Annotated in this window: 16 protein-coding genes; 9 read left to right on the forward strand and 7 right to left on the reverse strand. The window is 61.7% G+C overall.

What is annotated here, in order from left to right:
* Positions 1-251: 251 nt before the first annotated feature.
* The 6 genes from LOY53_RS03435 to LOY53_RS03460 all read left to right on the forward strand — a co-directional run bounded on the left by LOY53_RS03435 (position 252) and on the right by LOY53_RS03460 (position 4,758).
* Positions 252-497 (forward strand): hypothetical protein, encoded by a 246-nt coding sequence (locus LOY53_RS03435; protein ID WP_252826632.1) that lies wholly within the window; start codon positions 252-254, stop codon positions 495-497.
* Between the two features lie 69 nt (positions 498-566).
* A complete protein-coding gene (locus tag LOY53_RS03440; RefSeq protein ID WP_258702816.1) occupies positions 567-1,814 on the forward strand; it encodes an IS256 family transposase in 1,248 nt (415 codons plus the stop codon).
* A 585-nt stretch (positions 1,815-2,399) separates the two neighbouring features.
* Positions 2,400-2,627, forward strand: coding sequence for a hypothetical protein (locus LOY53_RS03445; RefSeq protein ID WP_186703597.1), 228 nt, complete (start codon positions 2,400-2,402; stop codon positions 2,625-2,627).
* Positions 2,628-2,769: 142 nt separating this feature from the next.
* Positions 2,770-3,699 (forward strand): malate dehydrogenase, encoded by a 930-nt coding sequence (locus LOY53_RS03450; protein WP_252826633.1) that lies wholly within the window; start codon positions 2,770-2,772, stop codon positions 3,697-3,699.
* A gap of 163 nt (positions 3,700-3,862) precedes the next feature.
* Positions 3,863-4,345 carry an ImmA/IrrE family metallo-endopeptidase gene (locus LOY53_RS03455; protein WP_027594541.1) on the forward strand — a complete coding sequence of 161 codons (483 nt, stop codon included), beginning with the start codon at positions 3,863-3,865 and terminating at the stop codon, positions 4,343-4,345.
* Complete coding sequence (locus LOY53_RS03460) at positions 4,342-4,758, forward strand: hypothetical protein (protein ID WP_252826634.1); 417 nt, start codon at positions 4,342-4,344, stop codon at positions 4,756-4,758. Before LOY53_RS03455 ends, LOY53_RS03460 begins: the two co-directional genes overlap by 4 nt.
* A gap of 71 nt (positions 4,759-4,829) precedes the next feature.
* Here the strand turns inward: LOY53_RS03460 and LOY53_RS03465 are convergent, their stop codons facing one another.
* From LOY53_RS03465 to LOY53_RS03495, 7 genes are all read right to left on the reverse strand, one after another.
* Positions 4,830-7,259 carry a TonB-dependent siderophore receptor gene (locus LOY53_RS03465; RefSeq protein WP_258703604.1) on the reverse strand — a complete coding sequence of 810 codons (2,430 nt, stop codon included), beginning with the start codon at positions 7,257-7,259 and terminating at the stop codon, positions 4,830-4,832.
* A gap of 78 nt (positions 7,260-7,337) precedes the next feature.
* Positions 7,338-8,306, reverse strand: coding sequence for a FecR domain-containing protein (locus LOY53_RS03470; protein ID WP_252826637.1), 969 nt, complete (start codon positions 8,304-8,306; stop codon positions 7,338-7,340).
* A complete protein-coding gene (locus LOY53_RS03475) occupies positions 8,299-8,832 on the reverse strand; it encodes a sigma-70 family RNA polymerase sigma factor (RefSeq protein WP_252826638.1) in 534 nt (177 codons plus the stop codon). Before LOY53_RS03475 ends, LOY53_RS03470 begins: the two co-directional genes overlap by 8 nt.
* A gap of 99 nt (positions 8,833-8,931) precedes the next feature.
* Positions 8,932-9,891 (reverse strand): arsenic resistance protein, encoded by a 960-nt coding sequence (locus tag LOY53_RS03480; protein ID WP_258703605.1) that lies wholly within the window; start codon positions 9,889-9,891, stop codon positions 8,932-8,934.
* A gap of 70 nt (positions 9,892-9,961) precedes the next feature.
* Entirely contained in the window at positions 9,962-10,549 is a 588-nt protein-coding gene (locus LOY53_RS03485) for a hypothetical protein (RefSeq protein WP_258703606.1), read from the reverse strand.
* Between the two features lie 142 nt (positions 10,550-10,691).
* Positions 10,692-11,945, reverse strand: a complete 1,254-nt coding sequence (glyA, locus tag LOY53_RS03490) for a serine hydroxymethyltransferase (protein WP_027594534.1) — start codon at positions 11,943-11,945, stop codon at positions 10,692-10,694.
* Positions 11,946-12,244: 299 nt separating this feature from the next.
* Complete coding sequence (locus tag LOY53_RS03495) at positions 12,245-16,075, reverse strand: bifunctional diguanylate cyclase/phosphodiesterase (RefSeq protein ID WP_258703607.1); 3,831 nt, start codon at positions 16,073-16,075, stop codon at positions 12,245-12,247.
* 270 nt (positions 16,076-16,345) lie between these two features.
* On the opposite strand from LOY53_RS03495, the gene LOY53_RS03500 reads away from it, so the two are divergent.
* The 3 genes from LOY53_RS03500 to gdhA all read left to right on the forward strand — a co-directional run bounded on the left by LOY53_RS03500 (position 16,346) and on the right by gdhA (position 20,375).
* Entirely contained in the window at positions 16,346-16,783 is a 438-nt protein-coding gene (locus LOY53_RS03500) for a hypothetical protein (RefSeq protein WP_258703608.1), read from the forward strand.
* A gap of 260 nt (positions 16,784-17,043) precedes the next feature.
* Complete coding sequence (ettA, locus tag LOY53_RS03505) at positions 17,044-18,711, forward strand: energy-dependent translational throttle protein EttA (protein ID WP_027594531.1); 1,668 nt, start codon at positions 17,044-17,046, stop codon at positions 18,709-18,711.
* Between the two features lie 323 nt (positions 18,712-19,034).
* Complete coding sequence (gene gdhA / locus LOY53_RS03510; RefSeq protein WP_099428289.1) at positions 19,035-20,375, forward strand: NADP-specific glutamate dehydrogenase; 1,341 nt, start codon at positions 19,035-19,037, stop codon at positions 20,373-20,375.
* Positions 20,376-20,521: the final 146 nt, after the last annotated feature.

Below are 20,521 nucleotides of genomic sequence, written 5' to 3' on the forward strand. Positions count from 1 at the left end.
CGATTGTTAAACTAGGCTTGTCCATGTTTCACAAGTTGAAATGGTCACATTTCGATTCCTGTCTCCGCACCATTAAAGCATTTGGTATCAGTCCATGACTGTTACGAAATACCCTCAGCAAAGCCCGCCTATCGCGGGCTTTGCTGTTTCTGCTTGTCTCATTCTGTCCCAGCACTTAGAGCGTAGGTACTGGGGTTGAGGCAATAGGAAGCGGATGATTCACTCATCCCTTTCAAGAAAAGGAAAACACCATGGCCAAACCACACGACTGGAACGACTGGGCTGGCGGACTGACACTGGTCCTTCAGACAATCGTTTACGTTCCACTGTTTTACGTCATCCTCATGCCATGGCTTTGCCTTGTGCTCGTGAAGCTTGGTAAGACGCCACTCTTCCCTGGTTTTTTCCACGCGATGGCCTCGACGGGCTGGTTGGTGACCTCTGGAGTTGTGGGCTTGGTAGTGCTGTTTGTTGTGATTCGTAGCTTGCTCCGCTGAAAAGCGCCTGGACGTACGGGGGTGTCAGAAATTTTGTGTTCGGGCATAACATGAGTAAGAGGTGCATGTATGCCAACCAAAAAGAAACCCCTTCGTGACCTACCAAAAATCCCCAAGGAGCTGCTCGAACAGTTCGGTGAGGGGCTGATGACCGCAGAGGCTATCGAAGACGCTTCTGCGGCCTTCAAGAAGGCCTTGATCGAGCGAGCATTGAGTGCCGAGCTCGGTCACCACCTGGGGTATCCGCCGGGCGCGCAGCGCCCAGAGGATGAAACCAACCAGCGCAATGGTAAAACGGGCAAGACGGTTTTGACGGGGGATGGCCCGCTGCGGCTGGAGATTCCCCGTGATCGGGATGGCAGTTTTGCCCCCATTCTGATCCCCAAGCATGAGCGGCGTTACACCGGTTTTGATGACAAGATCATCGCCATGTATGCCCGAGGCATGACCGTTCGAGAAATCCGCGCTTTCCTCTCTGAGCAATACGGGACGGATGTTTCCCATGACTTCATCAGCTCAGTCACAGACGAGGTGATGGAGGAAATTGGTGCGTGGCAACAGCGACCGCTTGAGCCGATGTACCCAGTCATTTTCTTCGATGCGCTGCGGGTCAAGATCCGAGAAGAAGGCCTTGTCCGCAACAAGGCGATTTACTTGGCGCTGGGTGTTTTACCCGATGGAACGCGCGATATTCTTGGTATCTGGATCGAAAACACCGAGGGTGCGAAGTTTTGGATGAAGGTCTTCAACGACCTCAAGACCCGCGGCGTAGAGGACGTGCTGATCGCCGTGACCGACGGTCTCAAAGGCATGCCAGAGGCGCTAAGCGCAGTATTTCCGGCAACAACGCTGCAAACATGCATCGTCCACTTGATCCGCAACAGCCTCGATTACGCGGCGTGGGACAAGCGCCGTGAGCTGGCCAAGGCGCTAAAACCGATCTATCAGGCCATCAACGCAGAAGCGGCTGAGCAAGCACTGGATGCCTTTGAAAATGGCCCTTGGGGTAAGCAATACCCAACGGTGGTGGCGGCCTGGAGACGAGCCTGGGATCGAGTGATTCCATTCTTTGTCTTCCCGCCTGCGATTCGAAAAGTGATGTATACGACCAACGCTATCGAAAGCATCAACGCTCAGCTACGCAAGATCATCAAGACCCGAGGCCACTTCCCGACGGATGACGCAGCGACCAAGCTGATCTGGCTTGGGCTGCGTAACATCACGGCAAACTGGGGCTCGGCGGCTCATGACTGGAAGAGTGCGATGAATCAATTTGCGATTCTGTACGGAGATCGATTTATCAGGCCGACCTGGTAAAAGCATGGCCTGCCTGACGGCAGGCCGTTATCGGCCCGCACACAAAAAAACTGACACTCTCGGACGTACTGGAAACTAGATGCGCCACGCTGCCCAGAATTGATCGTTCAGCCTCGACAGTAGAGTCCTTGGCCAGCGCCGAGAAACCTACGCTTCTCGGCGAATATTCACACACCCCCGAACCTTGCAATACAAAGCCCACCCAGATAACTTGCTCAAGTCGCGGACCATTCCGCGACCGGGTTTGGCGACCCGTACGAAAAGGCGCAACGGCGCCCCGATCACGATTGCAGGCGCTTTTTTTGCGTCCGCAGTTTCGTGTAATGGCGGCTGTGCGTGGGAGACCTTCGGGTCTGCCGGGTTCCTTTTCCTCGGTTCGCCAACCCGCGTACAGCTGCCACCCTAATCGTTTGGCGACGGTCAGCGTGGTGCTTCAACCGAAAAGGACCTCATGCATGCTCACTTTAAGTCCGTTAAGGATCCTCGCATCCGCTCTCCGCCGCCCTTCGCCGGCCGCCACCCCCCACCGTTTCTACCCCCTCAACACCCAATCCCACCCCACCTCCAAACCCCAGGAGGCCCCCCATGACTGACCACGAACGCCTCTCCACCATTCAAAGCTACGCCTGGACCCTAGAACTGCTCGGCGAAGCCTTGGTCCAGCACGACGAAATGCTGGAATGCGAACACAACCCGCGCCTGAGCTTCCGCAACACGGCTGGCATCCATCAAGCGATCCAGATCATCAGCCGCCTGGCCAGTGAGCAGTGCGGGAAGGTGATGTCACAGCGCGAGCAGAGCCCGGCCGATTAACCGGCGTGGTGCCTGGAAGCCAACGCTCCCCCCTCTAAAACGACCACTGGCCACCTCAGGGTGGCCTTTGGGCATTAGCAGGCAATACTTCTCTCTATACGCAGGCGTGTTCCTGGTGGCACGCGCCGCTGGGAGGTGTCAGGTGAACAAACTATCAATCGTGGGTGCCGGGATGGTGGGCGAGGCGGCGGCTCAGATCATCGCCCGGGATGAATTCTGCCGTGAGCTGGCGTTGATCGATGTGCAGGGTGAGTTGGCGCAGGGTAAGGCGCTGGATGTGTGGCAGGCGGCGGTCGAGGCTGGGTCCGATACGCGGGTTTACGGCGGGGCCAAGGCCGACATGCTGGAGGGGTCTGAACTGGTGGTGATCACGGCAGGCGTGCCGCGCAAGCCGGGGCAGTCGCGGCAGGATGTGCTGAGTATCAACCTGCCGATTCTCGATGGCGTCATGCGGGATATCAAACGCCATGCGCCAGCGGCGACGGTGCTGGTGGTGTCGAACCCTGTCGACGTGCTGACCTATCGTGCCTGGTCGCTCAGCGGGCAGGGCCGTAACAAGGTGTTCGGGCAGGCGGGGGTGCTGGATACCGCGCGCATGAAGTGCTTCATTGCCGAGGAGACGGGGTTTTCTGCTCGGGATATCACGGCGCTGGTGCTGGGCGGGCATGGCGATAGCATGGTGCCGCTGATGCGCTACTGCCAGGTGGGATCTGTGCCGTTGTCGCACTTCCTGTCCAGCGAGCAGATAGAGCGGATTGTGGAACGCACGCGCAAGGGGGGCGGTGAGATTTTGGGGTTGAAGAGAATGGGCAGTGCCTGTGATGCGCCGGGTGTAGCGATTGCGCAGATGGTGGATGCGATCGCCAATGGGCGAAACCGCATTTTGCCGGCGGTGGTGGTGCTGGAGGGCGAATACGGGCGAACCGATATCGCCATGGGGGTGCCCTGTGTGCTGGCGGAAGAGGGGATTGTGCGAGTGATCGAATTGCCGCTGGATGGGCAGGAGCAGGCGATGTTTGACCACTCTGCGGATCAGGTGGCGCGGGATATTGCTGAGATGAATGCGTTGTAATCAGTGGGTTATGAGGGGCCGGGAGGGGAGTGTAGTGCCGGCCCTCACTCATCGTGAGAACGACAGATACATCGTGTGTCAACATGAATTTGACCACCCCTCTTGACTTGTGCAGAATCGCCCCTCAGTTTTGATAAACACCCACCCAGATTCAGGAGGCCGAATGGAGTACCGCACTGCAAACGACGTCCTGCAAGCGCATTGGGATGGTCGACTGCCGGTAAACCCGCTCGCCATCGCTCAGGCCATGGGTATTGAGGTCAAGCCGCTCACCCCATTCGATCAGGAGTGCTGGCGTCCGAACGAGAGCGGCCACTATTCCTATCGGAATGGCAAACCGTTGATTACCTACAACGTCACGGATGCGCCTGTACGTCAGCGCTTCACCATCGCTCACGAAATTGGCCACCATGTGCATGGTGATCTGGATGCTCCGCGGGATACCTTCGAGCAATTCAGTGCAAGAGCACGAGACCCCAAAGAAGTTGCTGCCAATAGGTTCGCTGCGGCTTTGTTGATGCCTGCGGCCTTGGTCAAACATATGGTTATGGAGCAGAGGGTCACTGACCTTGCTCGGTTGGCGAGAGCCTTCGGCGTATCGACGGCAGCCATGGAGTTCAGGCTGAAAGCGATTGGGTTCTTATGACAGACACGAGTGATGATCTGTCTCTTGGAGAAGCGGAAAATACCGGCTTGGTCAGCGACTATCTGAGGCGTGAATCCTGGCGTTTCAGATGGGAAAAGCGGTTGACCACTGTCACCGTGGCGTTGGTCATCATTTTTTACCTCGCACTGCTAGGTTGCGTGTTCCTCGGCAATATTCGTATTTCCGCAGGCGCTTGGTACTTTTTCACTTCCGTCAAACCTCATTCGACGGGTGATATTCCCATCATCGTGGCTTTATCGACTGTCCCAACCTTGCTACTGATTGCGTTGCTACGTTACTTCCATCATCGGCCAAAGCCTGAGCAGGATGATTCACAGGCTCCCTTGCCGATCAGCGTTGAAGCAGCGAAAGAGATTATCAAGGCAACGACTGATGCGATGAAGGCGCCTTAGCGTCGCCGCTCAAACCACACCCAACACGCGCGGCCAAAGGGCCCGCAATGCGTGGGCCCTTTTTATAACGACTAGAAGCTATACCGCGCAGTCAGTTTCACGTTCCGTGGGTCGCCATAAATGTCATACGGGCTCCACCCACCATTGGCCACGCTGCTGTAGTAGGTGCGGTCGAACAGGTTGTTGACGTTGACCTGCAGGTCCAGCTGTTCGCTGGCTTGGTAGCCTGCCACCAACCCCACCACGGTGTATGAGCCTTGCTGGTTTTCCCATGCTGTAGAACCGGCGCCCCCCGAAGTGCGGATGCGGCTTTGTTGGTAGATATCACCACCCACGCGCCAGCGCTGCAGTTCACCGGGCAGGGTGTAGATCGTCGACAGCTTGAACAGCTGGCGCGGTTTGGCGCGGTCGAAGTCTTCGCCTTCGCGGGCTTTGTTGGCGTCGCTGACATACTTGGTCTGGGTGTAGGTGTAGCCGGCAGCCAGTTGCCAGTTGTCGGTGAGGGCACCCTGGATTTCGAGGTCGATGCCTTTGCTGCGCACCAGGCCGGCCGCCTCGTAGCAGGCACTGGCGGCGCCTGAACCGCACCCTTTGACATCAGGCAGCTCTTGGGCGCGGTTCTTTTGGTCGATCTGGAAAACCGCCAGGCTGGCGTTCAGCGCGCCACCCAAGTACTCGCCCTTGATGCCCACTTCGTAGTTTTCGCCCACCACAGGGTCGAGCACTTTGCTGTCCAGGCCTTTGCTGGTCTGCGGCTTGAAGATATCGGTGTAGCTGACGTAGACCGAGTGGTTGGTGTCCAGGTCGTAGACCAGGCCGGCATAGCGGGTCAGGTTGCGCGTGATCTTGTAGTTGTTTTCGCTGCTTTCGCTGTCGTCGAATTCGTACCAGTCGAGACGGCCACCCAGAATCAGCGACAGCGGGTCGGTCAAACGCAGGCGGCTGCTGGCATAGACGCTGTCCTGGGTGGTGGTTTCGGGGAGGCCGTTGGGGCCCGTGACGTAATCCGGCTTGGCATGGCCGCGGGGGTTCCACTCGAAGAGGTTGCTGCCGGCGTCGATGAAATCGCTCCAGGCCTTGCCAGACCGATAATCCAGCTGGCGCTTGCTGACGCCAACGGTCAGGTCATGGGTTTGACCGAGCAACTGGAAGGGGCCGCTGACGGCCAGGTCGTAGCCTTTTTCCTTCTGCTCCATGGCTTCGGTCCAGAGATAGTGGCGGTCGTATTCCCATATCGAAGAGGCCAGCACGTCGGTGTCGGTCTTGGTCTGCATGGCCGCCAGGCGCAGTGTCCAGTCGTTGGCGAAGCCTTGCTCGAGGGTGGCGAAATAGCCGGTGGTGCGGTTGTCGGAATATTCCCAGTCATGGCCGAGGAAGGTGTCGCGTGGCAGCCCGAGGTGGCCGCCGCCACGGGCCATCGGCAAACCGCCCCAAATGTAGTTGGTGTGGTTTTTCTGTCGGTAGGCGCCGAGGGTGAGGGTGGTGCTTTCGCTCAAATCGGCGTCGACCACGCCGTAGAACAGGTCATGGTCACTTTCCACAGAGTCGCGGAAGCTTTTGGCGTCTTGCTTGGAGACCACGGTACGGGCGCGCAGGGTGCCTGTTTCATTCAGTGGGCCGCCGATGTCCAGCGTGCCGGTGTAATCGTCCCAACTGCCGGCACTGCCGGTGAGGGTGCCCTGGAATTCATGGGTCGGGCGCTTGCGCACCAGGTTGATGGCACCCCCGGGGTTGCCGGCGCCCTGGGCCAGCCCGGTGGCGCCGCGCACGATCTCGACCCGGTCGTACATGGCCAGGTTGGCTTCGCCGCTGGGCAGGTAAGTCAGGAAGCTGGTGGGGAAGCCGTCGTACATGATGTTGTCGACGTCAAAACCGCGGGCACTGAAAGAGGGCCGACCGGCACCGCCGGAGTTGCTGAGGAAGATACCTGGCGCACTTTTGACCACATCGCTGATGGTGGTCATGGCCTTGTCGTCCATCCGCTTGCGCGTGACCACGCTGACGGCCTGCGGGGTTTCGCGCAGGCTCAAGGGCAGCTTGGTGGCCGTCTGCATCGTGCCGGTGGTGTACGACCCGCTGTTTTCGGTGGTCGCCGCTAGGCCTTGGCCGGTAATGCTGGTAGCGCCCAGCTCCAGGCCAGTGCCCGCGGCCTGTGGTGTCAGCAGGTAAAGGCCATTGCCCTGCGGTGACGCTTGCAGGCCGGTGCCTTGCAGCAGTTGCTGCAGGCCGCCTTCCACACTGGTGGCGGCGTTCAGGCCTGGGCTGCGCAAACCTTCGACCAGGCCTGGTTCGATGGGCAGGGTGATACCGGCTTGGCTGGCGAAATCGGAAAGGGCGCTGCTCAGGTTGCCGGCGGGCACCTGAAAGGTCCGGCCCTGCTGCGCGCTGTGCTCGGCGGCTTGCGACACGGTTGCAGTCAGGCCGCCACCGGTGATGATCAGGCCCAATGCAGCAGCGTGTACTGCGCGCGCCAATGGTTGCATGCCCTGCGTCGTCGCCATGTGTTCGTCCCGCCCTGTAAAAGTGATGTGCTTACGGAAGGGACACGCAACCTGAGCAAAACACGACAATGATTCTTGTTACGTATTTACGCGCGCCGTGACGGTGACCCAGTAGGGCGTGCGGAAGTGGATGTCCACCGGCAGCGTCTGGCTCAAGGCGCGCAGAATCTGATCGGTGTCGCGCAGCTGGAAGGTGCCAGAGATCAACAGCCGGGCCACGGCGGGGTCGCAACGCAGCAAGCCAGGCCGATAGCGCCCCAGCTCGCTGATGAAGTCATCCAGGCGCGTCTTTTCGACCCGCAGCACATGGTTGAGCCAGTCGAGGCGCTGCTCGGCCAGCGGCATGGGGGGCTGTACAGCCTGGAGGCTGACCTGGGTTTGCTGGCCGGCCGCCAGGCGCACCAGGCCGTCGTCACCCCGTGCCAGGCGCGGGCGCACTTCGACAGCGCCCTCTAGCGCGGCGAGGAACGTGCTGCCTGGGTACTGACGCACCAGCAAGCGGCTGCCGAGCGGGCTGAGGTGCGCTTCGGCGGTATCGACGATAAACGGGCGCCTGGCAGGCTCAAGGGGCACCTCGACCAGCATCTCACCGGCGATCAGGCGCACGCGGCGAACGCTGTCGTCGTAGGCGATATCGACGGCGCTGCCGGTGTTCAGGCGTAGTTGCCCGCCATCCGGCAAGGGCACGCTGCGCTGCTCCCCGGTGGCCGTGCGCACGTCCGCCTGCCACTCGCGCCACGGCAGCCCCCGGTAGGCTGCGAGACCAAGCGGGGCGGTGGCAATCAGCAATGCAAGGGTCTTGAGTGCCTGCCTGCGCTCCAGGCTGCGCGGGCGCTCCAGCGCCGCGCGGGTGGGTTCCCCGCTAAGTTGCTGGGCACGGCTGCTGAAGCGCTCGGCCAGTTGCCAGGCGCGTTCGTGGTCAGCGTGCCGCGCTCGCCATTCGGCGCCGGCGGCATGTTCGGCGGCGCCGGCGCTGCTGTTCTGCAAACGCACGAACCAGCTGGCGGCTTCGCGGGCAATGCGCCGGTCGATGGGGGTATTACTCATCGTGCGTACTGGCGAGCACGATGCATTCTTCAAACGCCCGCGCCAGGTGGCGTTGCACGGTACGGACGCTGAGCTTGAGCCGGCTGGCGATTTCTTCTTGGGTATAGCCTTCCAGTTGCGCCATCAGAAACGCCTGTCGGCTTTGGGCGGGCAGGAGGGCGAGTACCTGGTCGATCTCATCGAGGGCTTCGAGCACCAGCGCCTGATGTTCCAGCGACGGTGCCAACTCTTCTGGCGTTTCCGCCAGCGCAGCCAGGTAGGCTTGCTCCAGCGAGCGGCGGCGATAGAAGTTGAGGGCCAGGCGATTGGCAATGGTGGCCAGATAGGCGCGCGGGGCCGTGTAATTCAGCGCCTCGCCGGTTGCACTGCTGAGCAGCCGCACGAAGGTGTCCTGGGCCAGGTCCGCAGCATCGGCGGCACTGCCCAAGCGCTTGCGCAGCCAGTTCTGCAGCCAGCCGTGGTGGTGGCTGTAGAGCTGATCGATGGCCTGATGCGGGTGATGATTTGCCGATGAGGTGGAGTGCACGGGATACGATAGATGTTAATGAGAATTCATCGCATTCTATCAGCATCCGTTCGGTCAGGTGCAAGCAAAAGGTTCAGCGCTTGCTGAACCCTCATAGCCTCATCTGTCTCGCACCCATGCGGGCACGACGCGCACATAAATTAACTCGCTCACCAACTCCATCAGCGTTTGGGTAATCACCGCCGCCGCCGCCAACCCGCGCAGGTCTTCCGGCAACGCCAACGCCAACGGCAACACCACTAGCGAATTGCGCGTCGAAGCGCTGAACGTCACCGACCTCACCTCGGCCACCGGCAAACGCATCAGCCGCGCGGTGGCAAAGCCGATCACCGGCGCCAGCAGCATGAAGCCGAGGTACACCGGGATCACTGGCAGCAAGCGCTCGAAATCGCGCAGCACGGCGGCGATCTGCGAGCCGATCACCACCACCAGCACGCATGCCATCGCCGGCACCGGCATCCACGCCCAGGCGTCGTTCCACTTCGATGCCACGAGGGAGCGGCGGGCGCTGGCGCTGGTCAGCACGGCCAGAATCATCGGCAACACGATCAACAGGGCAAAGGCTTCCACGAAGGGTGCGATGGAAATTGCCACGGCGTTGTCGTCACCCAGCATCAACGCCAGGTACACCGGCAGCAGGACCAATTGCACCAACAGCAGCAGCGGCGTGGCAGCGAGGGTCTGGCGTGAGTCGCCTTTGCCGATGTGGGTGAACACCACCACGTAGTCGATGCAGGGGGTTAGCAACACCAGCAGGGCGCCGATCAGGATGGCCGGGTGCGCGACCAAGCCGCGGGTGATGGCCCAGACCAGCAGTGGGATGAGGACGAAGTTGGCCAGTAGCAGTGCACTGATGAAGCGGCGGTTGCCCAGGCCTTGGCGCAGGTCGAGGAAGGGGATCTGCAGGAACATCGCGTACATCAGCACGGCAATGGCGGGTGTGATCAGGGCTTGCAGGTGGTGTGCGGTGTCGGTGGCCAGCAGGCCGAAGGCAAGGGCTGCGAGCACGGCCGCGAAGTAGACCGGGATTTGATGGGTTTCGAGTTGCTCTCTGGTCAAGGCCGGGTCCTGTGCGCGCTCGGGTTTTGAAGCGGCACAGGGTAATACGTGAAGGCCCATGCAGGCGACATCAGCTGTTCAGCCAATCCACCCCGCGTTGCGTGATCAACAGGCTTAGGGTGCACTGCTGGGCGGCGGGGTAGCACGCCAGAAAGCCGCCCACCGGGTAGAGGTTGTGGATCTCCATGGGGTGGCCGTTGCTGGCGATCATCTGGATTTCTCGCCGGTCATCTTCAAGTTCTGCCAGGGCGAACGGGGCGCCGGTTTGCGCATCGACCAAGTTCCACAGGCTGGGGTCTTGCGCCTCAATGGCCTGGGCGGCCACCAGCCCTTCAGCAGTGGTGAAAATGCCTTTGCCGAAATGAGGCCCACTGCGCACATACAGTCGATAACCCGCGTCGCTGTAGCGAAAATACAGCAGCATCGCGCACTGATCGCCTTTGTCGAACGGGACCAGCCCAAAGTCCTGGCCGTGCTGCCAATCTTCGTCCGTGCCGCTGAGCATGCCGAGTGCGTGGGCGCCTTCAATGGCGTACCCCGGCACTTCAGTGGGTGTGACCAGGCTCACGGGGCCTGTGCACAGGCAGTCCAGGCTGTTCACCGGTGATTCGGCGATCTGCAGGGTGGCTGTAAAGGAACGTGTTTTGTTATCTGCCATGGGTGCCTCCGGTTTGGCGTGGGGGAGGCTGCAGGCTAGGGTGTCTTGCGCAGGGGGCCCATTTGGAACAGGTTCCGCGAAGCGGGCAAACACAAAAAAGCCCGGCGCAAGGCCGGGCTTTTTCACATCAGGCTGGCGCTAATCAGTTGCCGTAAACCGGCAGCTTTTTGCAGATGGCCTTGACCTTCTCACGCACGGCATCGATCACCGCTTCGTTGTTCAGGTCAGCCAGGATGTCGCAGATCCAGCCGGCCAGTTCCTTGCACTCTGCTTCTTTGAAGCCACGGGTGGTCACGGCTGGGGTGCCGAAACGCAGGCCCGAGGTGACGAACGGGGAACGTGGGTCGTTCGGTACCGAGTTCTTGTTGACGGTGATGAAGGCTTTGCCCAGTGCGGCGTCAGCGTCCTTACCGGAGATTTCCTGCTTGATCAGCGACAGCAGGAACAGGTGGTTTTGGGTGCCGCCGGAAACGACGTCGAAACCACGCTCGATGAACACGCTGGCCATGGCCTGGGCGTTCTTCACCACTTGCTGCTGGTAAGCCTTGAACTCAGGCTGCAGGGCTTCTTTGAAGCAGATCGCCTTGGCCGCGATGACGTGCTCCAGCGGGCCGCCTTGGGCGCCTGGGAAGACAGCGGAGTTCAGCTTCTTCTCGATGTCGGCGTTGGCACGGGCCAGGATCAGGCCGCCACGTGGACCGCGCAGGGTTTTGTGGGTGGTGGTGGTGACCACGTCGGCGAACGGCACAGGGTTCGGGTAGACGCCCGCGGCAACCAGGCCAGCAACGTGGGCCATGTCGACGAACAGGTAGGCACCGACCTTGTCGGCAATGGCGCGGAAGCGTGGGAAGTCCAGCACCTGCGAGTAAGCCGAGAAGCCGGCAACGATCATCTTCGGCTTGTGCTCTACAGCCAGGCGCTCGACTTCGTCGTAGTCGATCAGGCCGTTGCCGTCGATGCCGTACTGGATGGCGTTGTACAGCTTGCCCGAAGAGCTGACGCTGGCGCCGTGGGTCAGGTGACCACCGTGGGCCAGGCTCATGCCCAGGATGGTGTCACCGGCCGACAGCAGCGCCAGGTAAACGGCGGCGTTGGCCTGGGAGCCAGCGTGCGGCTGGACGTTGGCGTAGTCGGCGCCGAACAGCTCTTTGGCGCGGTCGATGGCCAGTTGCTCGACCACGTCGACGTATTCGCAACCACCGTAGTAACGCTTGCCTGGGTAGCCTTCAGCGTACTTGTTGGTCAGAACCGAACCCTGGGCTTCCATGACAGCCGGGCTGGTGTAGTTTTCCGAAGCGATCAGCTCGATATGCTCTTCCTGGCGCAGAGCTTCTTGCTGCATGGCTTCGAAGAGCTCGGCGTCGTACTTGGCAATGGTCAAATCACGGCTGAACATGGCGGTCCTCAAGGATCGGGCTGAATTGGGGGGGCATTCTAACCGATTGCTTCGGGCCTGGCATATGAAGTGACGTCAAGTCGCGGACCAAAGGCCTTCATGTTGCATCCCGCGGCCTGTCTGGGCTGGAGTTGACTTCAAGGTCCGTTTTTTGCGACGCGAATTCCAGCGTTGGCGCTGTGCCTGTAGGAGCAGCCTTGTGCTGCGAAGAGGCCGGTGACAGCAGCAAAGATTCAGGGCGCGGGCGCCGGCCTCTTCGCAGCACAAGGCTGCTCCTACAAAAAGACGGCAGTGGCATTCTACTGGAACATGAACAGCGTCTCGTTGGCGAACTGCGCCTCGAACTGATGCGCCGGCATCGGCCGCCCGAACAGGTAACCCTGCACCTCGTCGCAACCATGTTCACGCAAGAACTCCAACTGCTCATGGGTTTCCACGCCCTCGGCGATCACCGCCAGGTTCAGGCTGTGGGCCATGGCAATGATCGCCCGGGCAATCTGCGCGTCCTGCTCGCCCTCGGGCAAGCCGTCGACGAAGGTGCGGTCGATCTTCAGCACGTCGATGGGGAACTGCTTGAGGTAGTTGAGCGAGGAGTACCCGGTGCCAAAGTCGTCCACCGCAATGCTCAGCCCGAGATTCTTCAGGCTGGCGAGAATCTGCAAGGCCTCATTCACCTCGCGCATCAGGATGCTTTCGGTCAGCTCCAGTTCCAGGCACGCCGGCGGCAGCCCGATGTCCTCCAGGATGGTGGCAATGCGCGTGCCCAGCTGGCCGTCGGAGAACTGCCGCGCCGAGATGTTTACCGACACCTTCGGCACCCGCACCTTCGCTTTGTGCCAGGCCTTGAGTTGGCGGCTGGCCTCACGCAGTACCCAGTCGCCGACATCCACCACCAGGCCCAGCTCTTCGATCACCGGGATGAAGTCGCCCGGCGGCACCAGGCCGCGGGTGGGGTGGCGCCAGCGCAGCAAGGCTTCGGCGCCGGTCAGACGTTTGCCATCGCCACTGAACTGCGGCTGGTAGTAGAGGATGAACTCGTTCTGCTCCATGGCATGGCGCAGGTCGCTTTCCAGCTCCAGGCGTTCCAGGGCACTGGCGTTCATCTCGGCCTGGTAGAACTGGAAGTTGTTCTTGCCGCGCTCCTTGGCGTGGTACATCGCGGTGTCGGCGTTTTTCATCAGCTGGCTCAGCTCGCTGCCATCTTGCGGGCTGAGGGCGATGCCGATACTGGCCGTAACGAAAAACTCGCGGTTCTCCAGCACGAAGGGCCGTACCAGGCTGGCGAGGATGTTTTCGGCCACATGGATGGCGCGGTTCAGCGCCATCTCGCGGGTCGCACGCGGTTGCAGCAGCAAAGTGAACTCGTCGCCGCCCATGCGCGCCACGGTGTCGTCGTCATCCACACAGGCCAGCAGGCGGAGGGCCATGTCTTTGAGCATGCGATCGCCTGCGGCATGGCCGAGGGAGTCGTTGATCGGCTTGAAACGGTCCAGGTCGAGGAACATCAGCACCACCCAGGCCTTTTGCCGTTCGGCTTGTTGCAGGGCCGTGTGCAGGCGGTCCTGGAACAGCGTGCGGTTGGGCAGGTGGGTGAGGGCGTCGTAGTAGGCCAGGCGGTGGATGCGCTGTTCGCTGGCCTTGCGCTCGCTGATGTCGGTGAAGAAGCACACGTAGCTGGCCAGGTCGCCTTCGTCGTCCAGCACTGCGGTGATGCCGACCCAGGCCGGGTAGTGGTCGCCGTCGCGGCGCTTTAGCCACACTTCGCCTTCCCAACTGCCGCGCTGGTGCAACTGCTTGACCACATAGCGCAGGTGGCCTTCCTGCTGTTGCTCGACCGTGAGCATGCCAGGCAGTTGGTCGAGCACGTCGCTGACGGCATAGCCGCTGACCCGGCTGAACGCCTCGTTGGCCTGGACGATATAGCCGGCCGGGTCGGTGATGAGGATGGCCGAGGTCGAGTGCTCGAATACCGTGGCGGCCATGCGCAGGTCTTTTTCGGCGCGCCGTTGCTGGCTGATGTCGCGGCCAACCCCAAGCACGCCTTCGAAGCGCTCCTGGTCGTCCCACACTAACACCAGGCGCAGCTCGATTGGGATCTTGCGGCCATCGGCGCGCAGGCAGTCGAACAGGAACAGTTGGGTGGGCAACTGGCCACGCAACTGGGCCAGTTGCTCGCCGTCGCCCATGGCATTGCTGACGCGCTCCATCAGGCTGTAGATGCCAGTCAGCTGGGCGGGGTTGGCAATGATCGATTGCCAGCCGTTGTCGAAGATCCACTCAGCCTGATAACCCAGTACTGCTTTGACCGAGGGGCTGACGTAGTTGAGCTGCAGTTGGCTGTCGGTGGAGAAAATCACGTCGCTGATGCTTTCGGCCAGCATGCGGTAGCGCTGTTCGCTGTCGCGCAGCGACTGGCTGGCCTCGATCTGTACGGTAACGTCCTTGCCCACGCCGATAATGCGCATCACCTGGCCGTCGTGGTCGCGGGTCAGCACCTGTTCGCGAATGTCGTAGCAGCGCCAGCCACCGTCGTGGTGACGGAAGCGCAGTTGGCAGTGCAGTGGCTGGCTGTGGCCGGTAGCGCGTTGATGCTGGCGCAGGGCCTGGAAGTGCGTGGCGTCTTCGGGGTGCAGCAGCAGCTCCCAGAAGCGGTCGCCCATCTGCGCCAGCTCGGTGCGGTCGTAGCCCAGGGTTTGGCCGAGGTGGCGGTTGCTGAAGATCATGCGCTGGCTGGGCACGTCCTGTACGTAGAGTTGGTCGGGCACGGTACGGACCACGTCCGACCAGAAACTCTCGCGTTCGAGCAGGGACAGCTCCACTTGTTTGCGGCTGGTGATGTCGCTGATGCTGAGGATCACCGCCTGGTAGTCGCGGCGTTGCAGCGGCAGGCGGGCCATCAGCCACAGGTGCAGTTCGCCGCCCAGTGGCGCCGGCAGGCGCACTTCCAGTTCCAGCAGCGAGCGCTGTTCGATCAGTGCATCGATCAATTGCATGCCGATGCTGTCACGGCCATCGCCGCTGCCGTCGATCAGGCGCTGCCAGGCACCTTCGTGGCATTCGACGTTGAGCAACTGGCGCGCCACCTGGTTGATCTCGGTGATCTTCAACTCCTGCAACAGCGAGCGGCGCAGGTTAGGGTCCAGGGCCAGACTGTGCTTGAGTGCAGCATGGTTGCGCAGGTGGTAGCGGTCGAGCTGGCCGGGCAGGCTGGAAAGGTCGAGCACGCACAAGGCGACGCCAGTGCCTTCGAATATTTCCTGATAGCGCCGGCGGTCTTCCTGCAGCGCGCGCTGGCGGCGGCGCATGTTGATCAACGCCAGCACTGGCAGCAGGGCACAGAACAGCACCAGCAGGCACTTGCCGATCAGTGCCGGCAGCAGCTTCTGCTGGGCCCGCTGGGCGTCAAACAGGCCGCGCAGTTGCCAGGTACTGTTGTCGATGAACGCCAGCATCACGCTCTGCAGCGGCGCTGGGCTGGTCTGCGCGATGGCGTGGAGGTCCAGCACCGCGCCGTTGCGGCTGTTTTCCAGCAGCCACAAGGGGTGGCCTGGGCTGTCCAGGTGCACGGTGAGGGTGCGGTAATACGCGTCGGACAGGCGCAGCAGCCAGTAGCCGCGGTCCTGCTCGGTGGACTGGCGCAGCAACAGGTAAATGGTGCGGTTGTCCGCCGAGTTGGCAAAGAAATACGGGCGACCCTGGTTCAGCGTCAGCAGCTCGCCAATCAATTGGCGGTCAGGGCTGCCGGCCAGGCTGTCGGCGCGGACCTGGCCGCTGGTGTCTAGCCAGGCCAGCTCACGCAGGGCGGGCAGGCGCGTGCGCAGGGTGTCGAGCAGGCTGGGCAGGGCTGCCGGCGTCGGTGCATTGACGTAGGGCTGTACCACATTCACGGCCTGCTGGGCCTTCAACGCCATGTTCAGGCTGAGGTGGTCGGCAAGCTCCGCGGTGGCCTCCAGGCTTTGCTTGCGCAGGTCGGCTTGGGTGTGGCGGAACTGGGCGAACAGCTGCCACAGCAACAGGCCCAGCAGAATCAGGGCCAACAGGGCCAGCGCACCCTTGATTGACCCGCGCAGGGAAGCGACGGGGGCCATTGGCGCGGGACGCAGCGACGACGGTTGAGAGAGATTGGTCAAGCGTTGGTCCTGCGATTGGGCTGGCGATGGCAGGGATTGATCATGCACGGTTGGTGCCGGTGTCTGGTTGCCAGACCGCGGTGGCGCACTATAAGGCCGGACACCCTAAACGGGCTAGCATGCCTAGGATTGTGGCAAAGTGCCAGCCCCGTTGTCCGCTGGCGGTCGCCCTGCCGACGGTCGTGGTGGCGCCCTGTGGTTCGGCAAGCCCCTGCAACCTGTGCGAGAATGCCGCCCGCTTCAATGACAACGCTTCGGAGATGTTCGGTTTTGGTTACTCACTTTTCCTCCAATGGCCTCGATTCCGCCTGTGGGCGCAGCAGTCAGACCCTTGTCAGCACTGCCGTGACCGCGGACGTATCCTGCAAGTCGTGCCAGCGTTCGCTGGTCAAACCGGAGGCGGCCGCCGCCTCGAAAAGCAAGGCCCCGTCGCTGGCCGAACTGCGCAAGACCGCCAAGGCGGCAGCAGCACCGGCAGCCGTGGCAGCACCGGCAGTGCCGGCGGTCGCGGCCAAGCCTGCGGCCAAGCCTGCGGCCAAGCCTGCGGCCAAGGTCGTTAGCGTGCCTGCTGCGCAGCCGGCCAAGGCCGTTGAGCAGCCTGCCCGCAGTGGCGGGTTCAGCGTCAAGTCTGCCTGGGCCGCGCGCCTGGCCGAGCAGGGCGACCGTTGCCGGTTGCCGCGGGGCAAGGTCAAGCAGCGTCACGTCTGAGCTTTTCAAGGTCAGCTCTGGCCTCTTCGCGGGCAAGCCCGCTCCCACAGGTATTGCCAAACTTACGGACCTGTGGGAGCGGGCTTGCCCGCGAATGGGCCGCACAGCGGCCCCTGTTCATCCCCCATCCGACCCTCCTATGCAACGCCGCGCGTTGGCGTAGAATGGTCGACTTTGTTCAATGACACCCCGTAAACACATCCCCCTGGCCCACTGCCGGGGCGTTGGTCGATGTCTTTACCTATTTAGAGGGCTTGGTTTTGGCTCAATACGTCTACACCATGCATCGGCTGAGCAAGGTCGTGCCGCCGAAGCGCGAAATTCTCAAGAACATCTCCCTGTCGTTCTTCCCAGGCGCCAAGATCGGCGTACTCGGCCTGAACGGCGCGGGTAAATCGACCCTGCTGCGCATCATGGCGGGCGTCGACAAGGAATTCGACGGCGAAGCCCGTCCGATGCCCGACATCAACGTCGGCTACCTGCCGCAGGAACCACAACTCGACCCCGCCAAGACCGTGCGTGAAGTGGTCGAGGAAGCGGTCAGCGTGATCAAGGACGCCCAGGCTCGCCTGGACGAGGTCTACGCCGCCTACGCCGAACCCGACGCCGACTTTGACAAACTGGCCGCCGAACAGGCCAAGCTCGAGTCGATCCTGCAGGCAGCCGACGGCCACAACCTCGAGCGCCAGCTGGACGTCGCCGCCGACGCCCTGCGCCTGCCGGCCTGGGACGCGAAAATCGAACACCTGTCCGGTGGTGAAAAGCGCCGTGTGGCCCTGTGCCGCCTGCTGCTGTCGGCCCCCGACATGCTGCTGCTCGACGAACCAACCAACCACCTGGACGCCGACTCGGTGGCCTGGCTGGAGCGCTTCCTGCACGACTTCCCGGGCACCGTGGTAGCGATTACCCACGACCGTTACTTCCTCGACAACGTCGCCGGCTGGATCCTCGAACTGGACCGCGGTGCCGGCATCCCGTACGAAGGTAACTACTCGGGCTGGCTGGAAGCCAAGTCGGACCGTCTGGCGCAGGAATCCAAGCAGCAGAGCGCCCACGAAAAGGCCATGAAAGAGGAACTGGAGTGGGTGCGTAAAGGCGCCAAGGCCCGCCAGTCCAAATCCAAGGCACGTCTGCAGCGCTTTGAAGAAATGCAGTCGCAAGAGTTCCAGAAGCGCAGCGAGACCAACGAGATCTACATCCCGGCCGGCCCGCGCCTGGGTGACAAGGTCATCGAGTTCAAGAACGTTTCCAAAGGCTATGGCGATCGCGTGCTGATCGACAACCTGTCGTTTGCCATGCCGAAGGGCGCGATTGTCGGCGTGATCGGCGGTAACGGCGCCGGTAAGTCGACCCTGTTCCGCATGCTGATGGGCAAGGAGCAGCCGGACTCGGGCAGCATCGAAATCGGCGAAACCGTGCAACTGGCCTGCGTCGACCAAAGCCGCGAAGACCTGGACGGTTCCAAGACCGTGTTCCAGCAGATCTCCGACGGTTCCGACCAGATCCGCATCGGTAACTACGAGATCCCGTCGCGCACCTACGTGGGCCGCTTCAACTTCAAGGGTGGCGACCAGCAGAAGTTCGTCAAGGACCTGTCCGGTGGTGAGCGTGGCCGTCTGCACCTGGCCCTGACCCTGAAGGAGGGCGGTAACGTCCTGCTGCTCGACGAACCGTCCAACGACCTCGACGTCGAAACCCTGCGTTCCCTGGAAGAAGCCCTGCTGGACTTCCCGGGCGCCGCCATTGTGATTTCCCACGACCGTTGGTTCCTGGACCGCGTGGCGACTCACATCCTGGCGTACGAAGACGACTCGAACGTGATGTTCTTCGAAGGCAACTACACCGAGTACGAAGCCGACCGCAAGAAGCGCCTGGGCGATGCTGCTGCCCAGCCGCACCGTGTACGGCACAAGAAGCTGGCCCAGTAAGCCGGTTTTAGCTGCACTAGAATGGGGCCCTTCGGGGCCCCATTTTTGTGCCTGGCAGGCATCGGCGTTGGCCCCTTCGCGGGGCAAGCCCGCTCCCACACAATCACCCGCAATCTCAGTCTTGCACAGGCCTCTGTGGGAGCGGGCTTGCCCGCGACGAGGCCGATCCTGCTAACAATACTTATACTGATTTGTATACATTTATATAAAACGCACCAAATAATTTCAAAAAAACGACATTACGCCCTGTTCTCGTGCGATTGCTTCTTGGTACATTCGAAAAAAAACCAATAAGTCCAATCCCTCTTGGTGAGATGTCTACCATGATCGAATCTGTCGACAATTTCCTCGCGCGCCTCAAGCAACGCGATCCTGCCCAGCCTGAATTCCACCAGGCGGTGGAAGAAGTCTTGCGTACCCTGTGGCCGTTCCTCGAAGCCAACCCTCATTACCTGCAGGCCGGTATTCTGGAGCGCATGGTCGAACCCGAGCGTGCCGTGCTGTTCCGTGTTTCGTGGGTCGATGACCAGGGCAAGGTCCAGGTCAACCGCGGCTACCGCATCCAAATGAGCAGCGCCATCGGCCCGTACAAGGGCGGCCTGCGCTTCCACCCGTCGGTGAACCTGAGCGTGCTCAAGTTCCTGGCCTTTGAGCAGGTGTTCAAGAACTCCCTGACCTCGCTGCCCATGGGTGGCGGTAAAGGCGGCTCGGACTTCGACCCCAAAGGCAAGAGCGATGCGGAAGTGATGCGCTTCTGCCAGGCGTTCATGAGCGAGCTGTACCGCCACATCGGCGCCGACCTCGACGTACCAGCCGGTGACATCGGTGTGGGCGCGCGCGAGATCGGCTTCATGTTCGGCCAGTACAAGCGCCTGGCCAACCAGTTCACCTCGGTGCTGACCGGCAAGGGCATGACCTATGGCGGCAGCCTGATTCGCCCGGAAGCCACCGGCTACGGCTGCGTTTACTTCGCTGAAGAAATGCTCAAGCGCCGTGACCTGCGCATCGATGGCCGTCGCGTGGCCATTTCTGGGTCCGGCAACGTGGCCCAGTATGCTGCGCGCAAGGTCATGGACCTGGGCGGCAAGGTCATCTCGCTGTCTGATTCCGAAGGCACCCTGTACGCCGAAGCCGGCCTCAGCGACGCCCAGTGGGACGCCGTGATGGAGCTGAAAAACGTCAAGCGTGGCCGCCTCAGCACATTGGCCGGTGAATTTGGCCTTGAGTTCCGCAAGGGCCAGACCCCGTGGAGCTTGCCGTGCGACATCGCCCTGCCGTGCGCCACGCAAAACGAGCTGGACACCGAAGACGCCCGCACCCTGCTGCGCAATGGCTGCTTCTGCGTCGCCGAAGGCGCCAACATGCCGACCACCCTTGAGGCGGTGGATATCTTCCTCGAGGCAGGCATCCTGTACGCCCCGGGCAAGGCATCCAACGCCGGTGGTGTGGCCGTGTCGGGCCTGGAGATGTCGCAGAACGCCATGCGCCTGCTGTGGACGGCCGGTGAAGTGGACAGCAAGCTGCACAACATCATGCAGTCGATCCACCATGCCTGTGTTCACTATGGTGAAGAGGCGGATGGCACGATCAACTACGTCAAGGGCGCGAACATCGCCGGCTTTGTGAAAGTGGCTGATGCCATGCTGGCGCAGGGCGTGGTCTGATCAGTCAGTAAGGGGCCGCTTTGCGGCCCAATCGCTGGCAAGCCAGCTCCCACAGGTCAAGTACAAGCCTCAAGGCAGCGCTGTACCTGTGGGAGCAACTGTCTTGTGGTGCTTGTTCTGGCCTCATCGCTGGCAAGCCAGCTCCC

It is taken from the genome of Pseudomonas sp. B21-031 (assembly GCF_024748985.1).
Classification (GTDB): domain Bacteria; phylum Pseudomonadota; class Gammaproteobacteria; order Pseudomonadales; family Pseudomonadaceae; genus Aquipseudomonas; species Aquipseudomonas kermanshahensis.

Excerpts from the sequence above, each read along its gene's own strand:
- LOY53_RS03435 (WP_252826632.1), top strand. The coding sequence starts at position 252 with ATGGCCAAACCACACGACTGGAACGACTGGGCTGGCGGACTGACACTG.
- LOY53_RS03440 (WP_258702816.1), top strand. The coding sequence starts at position 567 with ATGCCAACCAAAAAGAAACCCCTTCGTGACCTACCAAAAATCCCCAAG.
- LOY53_RS03445 (WP_186703597.1), top strand. The coding sequence starts at position 2,400 with ATGACTGACCACGAACGCCTCTCCACCATTCAAAGCTACGCCTGGACC.
- LOY53_RS03455 (WP_027594541.1), top strand. The coding sequence starts at position 3,863 with ATGGAGTACCGCACTGCAAACGACGTCCTGCAAGCGCATTGGGATGGT.
- LOY53_RS03460 (WP_252826634.1), top strand. The coding sequence starts at position 4,342 with ATGACAGACACGAGTGATGATCTGTCTCTTGGAGAAGCGGAAAATACC.
- LOY53_RS03465 (WP_258703604.1), bottom strand. The coding sequence starts at position 7,259 with ATGGCGACGACGCAGGGCATGCAACCATTGGCGCGCGCAGTACACGCT.
- LOY53_RS03470 (WP_252826637.1), bottom strand. The coding sequence starts at position 8,306 with ATGAGTAATACCCCCATCGACCGGCGCATTGCCCGCGAAGCCGCCAGC.
- LOY53_RS03485 (WP_258703606.1), bottom strand. The coding sequence starts at position 10,549 with ATGGCAGATAACAAAACACGTTCCTTTACAGCCACCCTGCAGATCGCC.
- glyA (WP_027594534.1), bottom strand. The coding sequence starts at position 11,945 with ATGTTCAGCCGTGATTTGACCATTGCCAAGTACGACGCCGAGCTCTTC.
- gdhA (WP_099428289.1), top strand. The coding sequence starts at position 19,035 with ATGATCGAATCTGTCGACAATTTCCTCGCGCGCCTCAAGCAACGCGAT.